Origin of the sequence: Paenibacillus sp. FSL R5-0486 (genome assembly GCF_037975155.1) — a bacterium.
GTDB classification, from domain to species: Bacteria; Bacillota; Bacilli; order Paenibacillales; family Paenibacillaceae; genus Paenibacillus; species Paenibacillus amylolyticus.
Map to the genome: position 1 here is coordinate 6,992,063 of NZ_CP150237.1, position 13,815 is coordinate 7,005,877.

Sequence of the window (13,815 nt, forward strand, 5' to 3'; positions counted from 1 at the left end):
GGCAAACATACAACTGACAGCGATACAGACAGGGATGAACCAGGACATATAATCCACAGCAAATCTCTCCTTCCTGTTCGTTAGATATATTCACCAATGAGATCCGTCTCTGTGTTCCGTTCCAGCGCCGCAATAACTGCATCGATATCCTTATACTTACTGAATTGTTCCTTGTGAAATACCAGCGCACCAGTTCGAATAACCGTCTGCAATTCATTTCCCCTTTTATCGATGATCTGCAGATCCATCATGGCTTTTTTGATCCGTTGTTTCAGAATGGGCATGTACTCCGCATTGGTCATCGGGCAGATAATGACAAACCTTCCCCGATCCACAAAAAATTTATAATCCTCAAACCGAATCTGCTTCTGTATGGTAGTGGATAGTTCAATAAGGAACTGTGCATAACGCACGGAACCGAGTGATTCCAATACCAAAGGCAAAAACTCGATCTTGAACATCGCCATGCTGAATCCATATTGCTCCGAATAACGTCTGGCCAGATTACTTTGCTTAACAAGTGTATCCGCAAGAGCACCCTTATTACCCAGGGAGGTGTCCAGATCAATCTCTGGATTACGCCCCTTAAGCTCCTGCAGACGCTCTATGACACGCGCTCTACGCACAAGATTTGCCTTGATAAAGGCAGCCACAACCGCATTAGCCGGAATGAGCAACCACCATGAGAACGTAAGCACATTAACATCCGCGTAAGTAACAAGCCATACAAAATAAGCGACCAGATATATAAATCCGAGGACGACAGACACTCCGACAGGTATCACAAAACCCAGAATCAGCGCTCCAAGCGACACGATGCTAAACACAAAATCCTGTGTGGTATAGCTCTGATTCATATAAATTTTAAGATAGACAGCGAGCTGCTGAATCACGGCTAATCCGATCAAACTGGCATATCCCCATGCAATACGACGGATGGGTGCTTTATTCCTCATCATAGGTTTATTCTCTCCAGTAGATTATTTCTTAAATGAATTTTGTAATGCAGTCTCTCCAAGCAGAGGAAAAAGATTATCAAACAGATGTGTGTTACCGTCAAATACATATCCACCTGGATAACGAGAGTCCTGACCACGCAACGTAGTCATATGGTTATACAACTGTTTGGCCCATTTTGGATCACCTGAACGAACGGCGAGTAAAATGGCAAGGCCATATACCGAGGAAGATTCATAAGATACCGCAGGTGTGCGTGATTCTCGCTTATACTGTCCGGGCAGCTGATCCCGGGTGTTGAACTCTTTTTTCAAAAAAGAAATGAGCTTGTCCGGTTTGCGGTCGGTCACGGTTAGATGATTCGCCACGATCAACTGGTCGATCAGATTCACCGTATCATCATACGTATATTTTTTACGGACTACATCGAAGGTCTTCGGATAGAACAATCCATCGTCAGGCATCTTCTTCAGCAAAGCTTCGTACTTGGCATAGGTTCCCGGTTCCACCATCTGATGTTTTTCCATCAATTGAAGAGACGGGAGATCAACATAAACCAGGCTTAATGTAACTGTGGAGTGGCCACTCGCAAAATCGTGAAAATCCACATAATATCCTTTATTCTGAACCGATTGCGAAAGTGTACGGGATATTTCCGAAGCCGTTTCCAGTTTGGCTTCTCTTCCTTGTTTCCATTGATCTGCTGCCTTTAATAAAGCACCAACAATTCGAAAATCATCGCCAAGCGCGTTGGTTGTCACTTGAGATTCACCTTTTGCATCCAGCTTCCAGGCAATATATTTTTGCGGCGTGAGGAAATAGGTGGTCAACAGTTCATAGCTTTCCTCGAATAACGCCTGATCATTCTTGGCTACAGCATATTGCATCCAAAGACCAAGTGACTCAGATAAAGCCTCTCTGCCTGCTACGATGTCCGCTCTCTCTGAGGTAGCATCTTGCAAATAGGTCGCAATTGTACCATTGGGATTAGTCATATGATCTTGAACAAAGGATACCGTAGGGGATGATTCATTCATCACAAACCGCTCCTTCACAAAAATAATTAACGCTGCCGTGATACTGACTGCCAATATGATCCACCACGTTAGCCTTTTCCGGTTTACCCGTCTCATGACTCCCTCCTGTACTGATGCTTCTCTGGCATAATGGCTCTTCTCCTTTAGATAGGTCCGGCTAGAGTCTGGGATGCAGGGGTCAAGAATCGTTCCTCTGTTCATTCCGAAATATCCATGTAGGGTCGCCGTCCACCCTTTTTGACAAATTTCCAGTCCACCTCGATATTATGTCGCATTCGACGGAGAAGCATGACCGCGGTCTCGATCTCTTCCTCCGTCAGACCATCCAGAGTCACCTGATCCGAATGCACGCCCTCTTTACGAATGAATTCCCATGCTTCAAGCCCAGCTTTGGTGGGATACAACACCTTATTCTTTTTATTACCCATTGCTGGCTGTTTAATAATGAACCCATCCGATTCGAGTTTGCTAATAGCTCTGGCCGCCGTCGTGCGATCCACTTTGATCAGTTCAGCAAGCTGATTCGGAATAATGCCCGGATTCTCACAGATTCGATACAGATATAGATATTGTCCACGGGACAGGTTCAGATGCTGAAACTCAACATTACTGATTGAATCCAGACAGCGGGCAATCATACCAATTTCACGCAGCACTTCTTTTTTCTCAATCAACACACTCACGCCCCTATAAAATTGTTGCATTCGCAACATAATTGATGGTATAACTACAGTTGAATTGGTTTCAATTTTAAACACATAGCTCAAACCGTATATATGGAACGAAAATCGTTCCATATTCCTGTTATGTACCAGTTTATCACGTCAGGATAACATTACGATCACCCAAAGGAGAAACATTCATGAATACAACGATTGTTGAAGTTAATAATCAGGAATTGCTCGATGCCTGCATCGCCATTCGTACGGCTATTTTCGTCGAAGAACAAGGCGTACCCGCAGCGGATGAATTCGATGCTTATGATACATTAGACGCGGAGGCGCGCCACATTCTGCTCTACGTAGACGGTGTACCTGCTGCTTCCTCCAGACTGCGCATTGTGGAACAGGTCGCCAAATTGGAACGGATCTGTGTCATGCTTGATTACCGCAAACACGGCCTGGGCCGTGTGCTGATCGACAAACTGGAGCAGATGGCTGTTGCTGATGGTCTTGAGAAAGCCAAGCTGCACGCACAGGTACAAGCTTCCGGGTTCTACGAACGTCTCGGATATGCACCCGCGTCGGAAGTATTTATGGAAGACGGCATCCCCCATCTGCTGATGACCAAAAAACTGAAATAATGAAACTCCAAAAAACGCCTCCGTTATCACTTCTCAGTGATATACAGAGGCGTTTTGCATTCAGGCAACGCATTCGCGAATCCAACAACGATAAATGGCACGTACATACAAAGTCCAGGCACTGATTATAACAACCAAGTATCCTAACTTACTTGCCAGCTCCGCGTTGTGTCTTATCCCAGTGCCAGACGGCCTGGCTCGGATTCGGCAGCGTTGTTCTTCATTTGTTTACTGCGCAACTGTCCGCAGGCAGCATCGATATCCGTACCATGTTCCATACGTACAGTGGAGTTGATGTTGTTCTTTTTGAGCGTATCATAGAAGCCCAGAATCGACTCTTCTGTACTCCGTTGATACTGACTGTGCTCATCCACCGGGTTGTATGGAATCAGATTCACACTGACCATACTTCTGCGACTGGACAACAGTTCAGCGAGCTCCGCGGCATGCTCACGTTGATCGTTAACATCACGTAGCAAGATGTACTCAAACATGATGCGTTTGTTCGTTTTAGCCAGATAATAATCCACCGCATCCATCAATTGCTCAATCGGGAAAGCCCGGTTGATCTTCATGATGTGTGTACGCAGTTCATTATTCGGTGCATGCAGAGAGATCGCCAGGTTAACCTGCAGACTGCTGTCTGCAAATTCCTTGATTTTGTCCGGAAGGCCACTCGTGGACACAGTAATCCGTTTGGCGGCAAGTGCCAGACCTTTGCGATCCTTGATAACTTCGATGAAATCACTCATGTGCTGGAAGTTGTCGAATGGTTCGCCAATCCCCATCACAACTACGTTGGTTACCCGTTCGTTTTGACCCGCTGCATCCAGATGTCGCTGCACATGCATAATCTGTTCCACAATCTCTCCAGCGGTCAGGTCTCGGCTCTTCTTAATCAGACCGCTCGCACAGAAGCTACAGCCAATGTTACAGCCCACTTGTGTGGTCACACAGACGGTAAGTCCGTATTTTTGCCGCATTAATACCGTCTCAATCAGGTTGCCGTCCTGCATCCGAAGCAGAAACTTCACGGTACCATCTGCCGATTCCTGCTTCACATGTTCGCTCAGCGAGTTCATGGTGAAATGCTCGGAGAGAACGTCCAGACATTCCTGACGGACATCGGTCATCGCAGGGAAATCGTGAACACGCTCTTGATATAACCATTCCCAGATCCGGGATGCACGGGATTTTTTCTGCCCATGCTCCGGTAGCCAGGAACGTAATTGCTCTAATGTTAATCCATATATGGATGATTTGTTCATTGTATAATCCTCTTTTCGCAAAAAAGCATATGGCTTATCGGTCCTACCCAAAAAACCTCTACTCCGTATTGTCCCAAAATTGACGAGGGAAAACAAGGGCTTTTGCATTTCTTCCAAGAGGTTTTATCCATGGTAAATCTGCACAACAGACCATATTTCACCCTATCGGGTCTTCACCATTAGAAGTGAATGATGCCGGATGTGTGCAGTAGAACCAGCAGAACCAGGATCGGAGCTACGTAACGCAGCATGAACAGCCACACCCGGAACCATCCGGAACGCAGGCCGGAAGCTTCCGCAGCCGTTTTCCAGAAGTATCCGGCAAAAATCGTTACAAGCAGTCCACCGACAGGCAACAGGATGTTGGATGCTACAAAGTCCATCCAGTCGAACACACTCTTCGATCCAATCGTCCATTCAGGCAGCAAGCCGAGCGACAATACCGAAGGAAGTCCTACGATGAAGACCGCGAGTGATATAACCCATACCGCACGACTGCGGCTCCAGGACAAACGTTCCATGAAATATTTCACCGGAACTTCCAGCAAGGATACTGCTGACGTTAATGCCGCAATAGCCAATAGGATGAAGAACAGGCCACCAAACAAGAAACCAAGTGGCATCGCCGAGAAGGCCGCCGGAAGTGCCACAAAGATCAGTGACGGTCCTTGGTCCGGTGCAATACCAAACGAGAATGTTGTTGGGAAGATGATTAGACCCGCAATGAATGCATAGATCAGGTCACCTGCACCAACGGCGACGGTTGCCGCACCGAGAGATTGATTTTTATCCACATACGAACCGTAGGTTACAAGAATACCCATCCCCAGTGACAGGGAGAAGAAGGCATGTCCAAGCGCTACCAGTGCGGATTCCGTTGTAAGCTGCGAGAAGTCCGGATTCAGGAAGAAGGATACCCCAGCACCTGCACCCGGCAATGTAACTGCACGAATCATCAGGATAATGAGCAGTACCAACATCGCCGGAATCAGTACCTTGTTAAACTTCTCGATTCCGTTGGATACTCCTTTGGCTACAATCCAGCCTGTAATTAGGACCGCGACCAGTTGCCATACAATCGGCATATAGCCACCTATGAAGGAGTCGAACTGTCCGGCATAATCCGGATTGTTAAACAATGTTCCACTGAATGACGTAATTGCATATTGCAAGGTCCACCCTGCAATAATGACATAAAAAGAGAGGATGATAAAAGGAGTCAGTACTTGCAGCAAACCGGCTGCGAGCCAACCTTTATGTCCACCTGCTTTGATAAAAGCCGTAGCTGCACTACCTCTGCCACTGCGACCAATCGCAAGTTCAGCGAGAAGAACTGGCAAACCAATCAACAGCAAACAGACGATGAAGAGCAAGAAAAACGCAGCTCCTCCGTTCTCACCCGTAATGTACGGGAATTTCCACATGTTGCCCAGACCAACCGAACTACCAATGGCCGCCAGGATAAATCCAGCTTGGGAGAAACGTTCTCCTTTGCCAGCGTTGTCTTGATCTAGATTAGGCTTACTAAAATTCATCGTATCTACTCCATCACTTTAAAGTTTTCCCGTAATTATATACTACTCAACTTGTCAGGTCATTCGAAATTCGAAATTTATCGAAATGTTATTTTTTTACATATAAAACACACGGAAATCTTCATCTCATAAGTTCCTTAAACACAGTATGTGATAAAGTCCGTTAGTCCAACCGTATGAAGTTTCAACAAATCCGTATTCCCAACTGTTCAAAGCCCAATAGAATCAAAAAGAGGTGTCCCCTCAGCCATTTGGATGACTGCGGAGCACCTCTCTTTTTGAATTACACTTTAATTTGAAGTAACTCGTACTTGATAACGCCCATTGGAGCATTGACATGAATGACGCTGCCCACTTCTTTGCCCATCAATTCCTTGCCCAGCGGGCTCTCGTACGAAATTTTATTATCCGCAACATCGGCCTCGGCAGGACCAACCACTTTATATTCAATCTTCTCGGCGAACTCAATGTCATTAAGAATCACCGTCGATCCAATGCTCACTTTGTTGGAGTCTATATTATCTGAAGAGATGACTCTTGCTTTTGTCAGCATCTTCTCCAAGATCAAAATTCGGGTCTCCATAAAGGCCTGATCATCTTTGGCTGAATGATACTCACTATTTTCCTTCAGGTCACCGTAACTGATCGCGAGTTTCAGACGAGCTGCCAATTCCTTACGCTTCACCGTCTTCAAATCCTTCAGTTCGTCCTCCAGCTTTTCCAAGCCTTCCTGTGTCAAAATCACTTCATCATTAGCCATTTTTCCATCTCCTAATCCTGCTATCTATCTATATTCTAACCTATATCCACTCCAAAGGGTTAGCATACCCCGGAAAAAGAAATAGACCATCCATATATTGTATTTCAATGAAATCAGAACCATGTCCATCTCTTGAGAAGAATTTCAAGGCTTTGTTCAATAATTGTACCGTTACAATCTGCTCAACTGATGATGTTGTTTTCATCCGTTCACTTTTACAATGAACTCAGGGCAGCTTTATAACTACCACATGCAGCCCACTATATGACGTGAGGTGATAAGAATGATTGAACAATTGAATACAGCTGAAATACAGGCCTATCTGAAACGGATCGGCATAGATGATATAAAGGAACCTACACTGGAATTCTTATTTGAACTCCAGCGAGCACATGTACAATATTTATCCTGGCAAACGGTCGATATTTTTGCAGGTCGTCCTGCGGAAATCAGTCTTCAAGATTCAATTCAGCTTATATTACAGGGACGTAGCGGCTACTGCTTTCATCTAAATGGTGCATTTAGTGTTCTTCTCCGCTCGCTGGGTTATACGGTTGATTGGCATCGCGGGGGAGTACAGCCTCATGGGGAACACCCCCGTGTGAACTCATTCCATCTCGGTCTATCTGTGCTTCTGCCGGATGCTGACCCGACAGTTGAACGCTGGATTGTAGATGTAGGTCTCGGCGGAATGCCCTTTGAACCTCTGCCACTTCGTTATGGAACCTATGGTTCAGCTCCGTTCACGTACCAATTGATGCCATCATCTGTTGTGGCTGGGGGATGGCGGCTTGAGTACGAGCCGAATGGGCCAAGTGAAGGTGTGGACTATGCTTCTGAAGCAATTACCAGCCTGGAAGAGTTCATTCCCAAACATGAATTCTACAGTCGGGCAGTCGAATCACCTTGGCATAACGTATTTTTGCTTCGTCAGCGGAATGAGATCCGCAGTCATGAACTACGTGGATGTATGCTCCGAACACATGATATGGAAGGAATCCGGAAAAAGGAGATCCGGAATTATACCGAGTGGCGTAACGTATTAACTGAAATATTCCATGAACCCTTGGTGAATTACAGCGAACTGGAATGCCAAGATATGTGGGGGCGAGTGCAGTCTGCACATACAGAATGGAAACGAGTACAAGAAGCATGAGAGTCCATTCCATATAAAGGAAAGTTACTGATCCACGCCGAATATGTCCTCAGGTGATTAATGATGATAACTATTCGTGTACTCCAAGTTCCAGAAGTATTGCCCGAGGCGAACTGGAACCAATTGCTATCGCAAGTTTCTACGGAGCGACGTGCTCAGGCTTCACGTTTTGTGCGTCAGGCTGACGCGTATCGCTCCGTGCTGGGAGAGATATTGACTCGTGTGACTTTGAGCATGTTAACTGGACTGAGACCTGCTGAGCTCTCTTTTACCCGTAATTCCTACGGCAAACCTTCGCTCAGTCACCATTCGGATGTACAATTCAACGTCTCCCATTCTGGTGATTGGATTGCTCTAATCTCTGGCAGTACAGATGAACTAGGCGTGGATGTGGAAAAAATAGCTCCAATTGACATGCAGATTGCAGAGCGTTTCTTCTCCCCTAAGGAAAGCCAGTTCTTGGCCGCCGAGCCTGATGATCGTCGGCTGGAAACCTTCTACCGTCTATGGACGCTGAAGGAAAGTTATATCAAGGCAGTGGGTATGGGGTTGTCCATGCCACTGGACTCCTTCGCCATCCTTCCCAATGAGCGGGAAGATTGGCATTGCAAACAGGCCGGGACATATCTCTTTCTCAGTCAACGACTGGATGATGGACATATGCTGGCAGCCTGTTCGGCTGGGGCAGAGCTGCCGAGCAAGCCCGAGATCATCACCTTGGATGATCTGTATACAGAGTTAGTATAAAGTGGTGCCGGGCCTCAACGAGTTGGAATCAGTTGAGTTTTATAAGAGGCGCCATTAAGGAAATTCTGCTAATGTTAATCAAAAAAAAGCTAACGACGTGAGTATCACGCGTTAGCTTTTTTGGCTTTATATTCACACTCCGTTTACGTCTCTGACGTATCGAATAGGACTAGTCCCGGCTACGCAATTTGCCCAGCAGACGGATGATCTCAATGTACAACCATACCAATGTCACCATCAATCCAAATGCACCGTACCACTCCATATACTTGGGCGCACCACGTTCAGCACCACCCTCGATGAAGTCGAAATCAAGGACCAGATTGAGGGCAGCCACAATGACGATAACGACCGAAATACCGATGCCGATCAAGCTGTTATCATGCAGATAAGGAATCGAAATGCCGAAGAAACCCAGTACAAAGCTCAACAGATACATGATCATGATACCGCCAGTTGCAGCCACGACCCCAAGCTTGAAGTTCTCCGTAGCTTTGATCAATCTGGTTTTGTATGCCACCAGCAGAGCGATGAATACAGCCATGGTCAACAGAGCCGCCTGCAAGGTAATTCCGTTATACAGGGACTCATAGGTTGCAGAGAGTGCTCCCAGGAACAGTCCTTCTGCCACGGCATAGACAGGTACGAGATAAGGTGCCGCTACGGGTTTGAACGAAATGACAAGTGCCAGAATGAAACCCACGATTAATCCGCCATAAGCAAGCGGCATCACTTGTTGACCGTTAAAGAACATCATCCATGTTGCAAACGCACTGCCCAGCAGGATCACAAGCGTAATAAACGCTTTGTTCACCGTGCCGTTGATCGTCATGTAATTCTGATACCGATCTTCTCCATATCCTCTGTTTTCAAACGTGCTGTCTTTAAGTGTAGGGTTACCGCTACGACCGATCAACACAATCACCTCTTCATATGTATTTGATATATCTGTGATACTAAATTTGGGCGTACTACGTTTCAAATTCTACAAGCTATTCCCTCAAAAAGATCGGGATGGCACCAGAAGGAATCGGATGCAATCCTTCGATTACATCCTTACCCACTGGCGCACCACTTAGGACATATGTCCCAGACATTGCATGTTCATGTGCTTTTTAAACGTCTTATTTGTACAAGACTTTATCTACATTGTATTTCGCACGCATCGTGTTGATGATATATGTCTCGTAAATTTCACGATCTACCGGATCTTCAACCAGGCATACTTCAATCTTCGTTACTTCTTCGCGGTGATTCTTAATTGGTGATACTGTATCTTCAAAATGCTTTTTGATGCGGGGTCTTAATTTACGTGCTTTCCCGACAAATAACAACTCTCCAGCGGCATTGTAAAACATGAAAATCCCGCCTAGTTCTCGGGTAATCAGGTGAAAATCAGTAAATCCATAAATGTGGCTAAGCTGTGGATCAGCCTGCTTTGTGATGGTTACATCCGGTGTTGGCACGGTAATATTAATCAATAGGCTCACTTCCTCATTATCTATAGGTTTACATCCTATCACATATTATAAAGGGACACCATTTCAATCTATATGAAGTACAATTCACGCAATTTTCGCTATTACGACAAATATTTCAAAAAAAAGGTTAACTTCCCTGATTCAAAGTGGTACTATAGGGGTATGAGGAAGAAATTGGGCACTGAGACATACGTCTTTATATCTACCTCCGTCTATTGTACCCTATGATTGAAACTCTTTTTCATGCTGAATTCTGTTATGTGATCACGACAAGAGTACAGTTAGCAAGAACCCTAGCTTATAGATTGTGGATTTATCATCTAATCGAACCTTGCAGCAAGCAAACCTAGAAAGACCTAGACTCATGATTCACTGTAGATTTTAAGTATCACCTAGAAAGCCTGCAATTATAGTCGTACTGAAGTTAATAGACACACGTAGAAGGTCAGATAGCTATCGATCCTAGAGAGACTAGTCATGCAATACAACTGTAGAAATTATAGCAGCAGTACTATAGAAAATGGATCAAGTTTCACCACCAGGCCCCGGCATACTGCCAGGGCTTTTTTGCGTTTGTGCGAACAACCAACCACACGCTCAGGGAAACAGAGGTATCGTGGTTCTTTCTGCGGGGTTTATAATATGGCAAGATACCAGTAGAGGGAGTGATGGGATGTATTCCGATCTGCAACTGACGGAGGACCGCCCTGTATATATACAAGTCAAAGATTATATGAAGCGTTTGATGCTCAAAGGCGGCCTGCAAGCCAAACAAAAGCTGCCCTCGACCCGTGAACTCAGTACACTCATGAAGGTTAGTCGCAGCACGGTCCTGCTCGCTTATGCCGAGCTTGAAGATGAAGGTCTGATCTATGCAGTCAAAGGCAAGGGCAATTACGTCAGTGCCTCCATCGAAACACCTGAGGCAGCAGCGAACTGGGAACTGGACTGGACGACAGAGGTAAGCGAGTATGCAATTCAGGCAGAGCAGTACGATCTGATGAAGCACGGCTCCGGAGCAGAGCGTGGTGAGATATCGTTTACCAGCATAGCACCGGATGAAAAGCTGTTTGATCTGCACAACGTGAAACGGGCTTTTCTGGATCGCATGTCACTTGAAGGCGAAGTACTACTGAATTACGGATATGCACAAGGATACAGACCGCTGATGAACTATTTACTACGTTATATGGAGAACAAAGGTGTCGACCTCCGTGGCAAGGACATCCTGATCACCAATGGATTCACGGAAGGTTTCGATCTGTTGCTTGGAGCGTTGCGCAAAAAAAGCGGAAAAGCGCTCTGTGAGAATCCAACGCACCACACGGCGATCAAAAATCTAAAATTGCACCAGTTCCACCTGACCGGTGTGAATATGGAACCGGATGGTCTGGACTTGAAGCAACTGGAACATGAACTTGAGGCAAGTCCATATGATCTGGCATATCTCGTGCCATCCTATCACAATCCAACCGGGATTGTGACGTCTCCTGCGAAACGGGTAGAGATCATCCGGTTGATGAACAAGTATCAGGTACCGATTATTGAAGACGGTTTTAACGAAGAATTGCGATATTCAGGTTCCCACGTATCTCCCCTGATCGCCAGCATGGGCAAAGGCAATGGACTGGTGTATCTGGGCAGCTTCTCCAAAGTCCTGTTCCCAGGTCTGCGGGTAGGTTGGATTATTGCGAATGCGGCGCTGATTGATTATCTGGAGAGTATGAAACGGGCACGCAGCATCCATACCTCCACGCTGGACCAATCGTTATTGTATCAATATCTGAGCAACGGTAATTTCGAGAAATATTTGAAGCGAGCTCGCACCGAATATAAGCGAAAATATGAATTGGTTGTGCGTTGCCTGAAGCAGCATCTGCCAATGTGCCGGATTTCCGGTGCGGGTGGTCTGCATCTGTTCGTGCAGTTCCCGTCCGAATACAGAACCCGTGAACTGCTGGAAGCCTGTAAAGTGAAAGGTGTAACGTTCACACCAGGGGATACCTTTTATCTGGAACCCGGTCAGGGTGTAAACACGATGCGTCTGGGTTTCTCCAGAGTCAGCGATGAGAATATACGTAAAGGCATTCGCATCATTGGCGAGACAGCAGCTCAAATGAGATAAGGAGGATTTCACATGAAAGTTGGCGTGATTATGGGCGGTACATCTTCAGAGCGGGATATTTCCCTGCTCACCGGACAGGAGATGATTGCAAACCTGAATAAAGACAAATACGAGGTTGTACCCATCGAGCTGAATACCAAGCGCGATCTAATCGACAAGTCAGCGGGGATCGATGTGGCACTGCTTGCCCTGCATGGCAAATACGGCGAAGACGGTACGGTCCAAGGCACATTAGAATCTCTGGGTATTCCCTACACAGGCTGTGGTGTGCTGGCAAGTAGTGTATGTATGGATAAAGACATGTCCAAACAGCTCATGCAGCATGCAGGTGTACTTACTGGAGAATGGCTGCGAGTGAGCCATATGGAGGAACTGTCCTCTATTGCTGTTCAACAATTAACGTACCCCGTGGTGGTCAAACCCAATTCAGGCGGTTCCAGCATCGGTACCCAAGTGGTGAAGGAAGCTTCTGCCCTGCCAACTGCTGTAGAGGCCGCCCTCGCCTGGGATGATACGGTCATGATTGAACAGTATATCGAAGGTGAGGAGATTACCTGTGCCATTCTGGATGGTAAGATGCTGCCGGTGATCTCCATTCGTTCGAGCGCCGAGTTTTTCGATTATGCCTCCAAATATGATGACCACGGGGCCGATGAGCAGGTTGTGCAATTACCTATGGACCTTCACCATCGCGTCGAAGCTGCGGCCTTGGCCTGTTATCAGGTGCTCAAATGTAGCGTCTACGCTCGCGTGGATATGATGATTCGGGAGGGCATGCCGTATGTGCTTGAAGTGAACACGCTGCCGGGTCTTACCCGTAACAGTCTGCTGCCCAAAAGTGCAGCTGCTGCAGGCATTTCTTTTGCAGAGCTGCTGGATACCATTATTGAACTTTCGTTGAAGGAAAGACCCAAGGAGGATACAACATTATGAGCCTGGATGTGACGATTAGACATAGCTCCACTACCGATCTGCAAGATATGGTCATTCTGATGGACCAACTTGGTTATCCCACCACGTACGCCGAGATGGAAGAGCGCTATACCCATATCTCTGCGGACGCAAACTTTACTACACTCGTTGCTGAAGCACGAGGCCGCGTAGTTGGACTGATCGGATTACAGACTTCTTATATGTATGAAAAAAACGGAAGACACTGCCGCATCTTGGCATTGGTTGTACACGACCAGTTCAGGGGCTCAGGCATCGGCCGTCAGCTCATTCTTGAAGCTGAGCAATGGGCAGCCACGCATAACGTGGATTCCTTGTCTCTGAACAGTGGCAATCGCCCAGAACGTGAAGCTGCACATGAATTCTATCGTCAGATGGGCTTTACAGCCGGGAGTACCGGGTTTAGCAAAAAGCCGCAGATTCTACAGCACACTTAAACTGCGGGATACGGGATACGCCCCCTTAAATATCAAACCAAAAAAAGAACGCCCCAAT

Annotated in this window: 14 protein-coding genes; 6 read left to right on the forward strand and 8 right to left on the reverse strand. The window is 46.4% G+C overall.

Features of this window, described 5'->3' with window-relative positions; genetic code table 11:
• Positions 1-80: 80 nt before the first annotated feature.
• The 3 genes from MKY01_RS30890 to MKY01_RS30900 form a co-directional block, all read right to left on the reverse strand.
• On the reverse strand, positions 81-956 hold the full coding sequence (locus MKY01_RS30890) for a diguanylate cyclase (protein WP_127550375.1): 876 nt from the start codon (positions 954-956) through the stop codon (positions 81-83).
• Between the two features lie 24 nt (positions 957-980).
• Positions 981-2,090, reverse strand: coding sequence for a glycosyl hydrolase family 8 (locus MKY01_RS30895; protein WP_339284787.1), 1,110 nt, complete (start codon positions 2,088-2,090; stop codon positions 981-983).
• Positions 2,091-2,191: 101 nt separating this feature from the next.
• On the reverse strand, positions 2,192-2,632 hold the full coding sequence (locus MKY01_RS30900; RefSeq protein WP_256720070.1) for a MarR family transcriptional regulator: 441 nt from the start codon (positions 2,630-2,632) through the stop codon (positions 2,192-2,194).
• A 224-nt stretch (positions 2,633-2,856) separates the two neighbouring features.
• On the opposite strand from MKY01_RS30900, the gene MKY01_RS30905 reads away from it, so the two are divergent.
• Positions 2,857-3,297, forward strand: a complete 441-nt coding sequence (locus MKY01_RS30905) for a GNAT family N-acetyltransferase (protein ID WP_339284788.1) — start codon at positions 2,857-2,859, stop codon at positions 3,295-3,297.
• Between the two features lie 173 nt (positions 3,298-3,470).
• On the opposite strand, the gene rlmN is transcribed toward MKY01_RS30905, so the two are convergent.
• The 3 genes from rlmN to greA form a co-directional block, all read right to left on the reverse strand.
• Complete coding sequence (rlmN, locus tag MKY01_RS30910; RefSeq protein WP_339284790.1) at positions 3,471-4,565, reverse strand: 23S rRNA (adenine(2503)-C(2))-methyltransferase RlmN; 1,095 nt, start codon at positions 4,563-4,565, stop codon at positions 3,471-3,473.
• 179 nt (positions 4,566-4,744) lie between these two features.
• Complete coding sequence (locus MKY01_RS30915; RefSeq protein ID WP_076329216.1) at positions 4,745-6,100, reverse strand: sodium-dependent transporter; 1,356 nt, start codon at positions 6,098-6,100, stop codon at positions 4,745-4,747.
• 283 nt (positions 6,101-6,383) lie between these two features.
• Positions 6,384-6,860 (reverse strand): transcription elongation factor GreA, encoded by a 477-nt coding sequence (gene greA / locus MKY01_RS30920; protein WP_127550265.1) that lies wholly within the window; start codon positions 6,858-6,860, stop codon positions 6,384-6,386.
• Between the two features lie 283 nt (positions 6,861-7,143).
• Between greA and MKY01_RS30925 the strand changes: the two genes are divergently transcribed.
• Together MKY01_RS30925 and MKY01_RS30930 are read left to right on the forward strand one after the other, a co-directional pair.
• Positions 7,144-8,016 carry an arylamine N-acetyltransferase gene (locus MKY01_RS30925; protein ID WP_339284791.1) on the forward strand — a complete coding sequence of 291 codons (873 nt, stop codon included), beginning with the start codon at positions 7,144-7,146 and terminating at the stop codon, positions 8,014-8,016.
• Positions 8,017-8,076: 60 nt separating this feature from the next.
• On the forward strand, positions 8,077-8,763 hold the full coding sequence (locus tag MKY01_RS30930) for a 4'-phosphopantetheinyl transferase superfamily protein (RefSeq protein ID WP_339284792.1): 687 nt from the start codon (positions 8,077-8,079) through the stop codon (positions 8,761-8,763).
• 169 nt (positions 8,764-8,932) lie between these two features.
• On the opposite strand, the gene MKY01_RS30935 is transcribed toward MKY01_RS30930, so the two are convergent.
• On the reverse strand, positions 8,933-9,679 hold the full coding sequence (locus tag MKY01_RS30935) for a Bax inhibitor-1/YccA family protein (protein ID WP_036612268.1): 747 nt from the start codon (positions 9,677-9,679) through the stop codon (positions 8,933-8,935).
• A 208-nt stretch (positions 9,680-9,887) separates the two neighbouring features.
• The gene (locus MKY01_RS30940) at positions 9,888-10,244 is read right to left on the reverse strand and encodes a nucleotide excision repair endonuclease (protein ID WP_036612270.1); all 357 of its coding nucleotides are present in this window, start codon (positions 10,242-10,244) and stop codon (positions 9,888-9,890) included.
• 673 nt (positions 10,245-10,917) lie between these two features.
• Between MKY01_RS30940 and MKY01_RS30945 the strand changes: the two genes are divergently transcribed.
• From MKY01_RS30945 to MKY01_RS30955, 3 genes are read left to right on the forward strand one after another with little or no spacing between them, the layout of a single operon-like run.
• The gene (locus tag MKY01_RS30945) at positions 10,918-12,369 is read left to right on the forward strand and encodes a PLP-dependent aminotransferase family protein (protein WP_339284794.1); all 1,452 of its coding nucleotides are present in this window, start codon (positions 10,918-10,920) and stop codon (positions 12,367-12,369) included.
• 12 nt (positions 12,370-12,381) lie between these two features.
• A complete protein-coding gene (locus tag MKY01_RS30950) occupies positions 12,382-13,302 on the forward strand; it encodes a D-alanine--D-alanine ligase (RefSeq protein WP_339190621.1) in 921 nt (306 codons plus the stop codon).
• Positions 13,299-13,757, forward strand: a complete 459-nt coding sequence (locus tag MKY01_RS30955; protein ID WP_235193849.1) for a GNAT family N-acetyltransferase — start codon at positions 13,299-13,301, stop codon at positions 13,755-13,757. Before MKY01_RS30950 ends, MKY01_RS30955 begins: the two co-directional genes overlap by 4 nt.
• Positions 13,758-13,815 lie beyond the last annotated feature (58 nt).

Coding starts and splice junctions, on each gene's coding strand:
- MKY01_RS30890 (WP_127550375.1), bottom strand. CDS start 956: ATGAGGAATAAAGCACCCATCCGTCGTATTGCATGGGGATATGCCAGT.
- MKY01_RS30895 (WP_339284787.1), bottom strand. CDS start 2,090: ATGAGACGGGTAAACCGGAAAAGGCTAACGTGGTGGATCATATTGGCA.
- MKY01_RS30900 (WP_256720070.1), bottom strand. CDS start 2,632: ATGATTGCCCGCTGTCTGGATTCAATCAGTAATGTTGAGTTTCAGCAT.
- MKY01_RS30905 (WP_339284788.1), top strand. CDS start 2,857: ATGAATACAACGATTGTTGAAGTTAATAATCAGGAATTGCTCGATGCC.
- rlmN (WP_339284790.1), bottom strand. CDS start 4,565: ATGAACAAATCATCCATATATGGATTAACATTAGAGCAATTACGTTCC.
- MKY01_RS30915 (WP_076329216.1), bottom strand. CDS start 6,100: ATGAATTTTAGTAAGCCTAATCTAGATCAAGACAACGCTGGCAAAGGA.
- greA (WP_127550265.1), bottom strand. CDS start 6,860: ATGGCTAATGATGAAGTGATTTTGACACAGGAAGGCTTGGAAAAGCTG.
- MKY01_RS30925 (WP_339284791.1), top strand. CDS start 7,144: ATGATTGAACAATTGAATACAGCTGAAATACAGGCCTATCTGAAACGG.
- MKY01_RS30930 (WP_339284792.1), top strand. CDS start 8,077: ATGATGATAACTATTCGTGTACTCCAAGTTCCAGAAGTATTGCCCGAG.
- MKY01_RS30945 (WP_339284794.1), top strand. CDS start 10,918: ATGTATTCCGATCTGCAACTGACGGAGGACCGCCCTGTATATATACAA.
- MKY01_RS30950 (WP_339190621.1), top strand. CDS start 12,382: ATGAAAGTTGGCGTGATTATGGGCGGTACATCTTCAGAGCGGGATATT.
- MKY01_RS30955 (WP_235193849.1), top strand. CDS start 13,299: ATGAGCCTGGATGTGACGATTAGACATAGCTCCACTACCGATCTGCAA.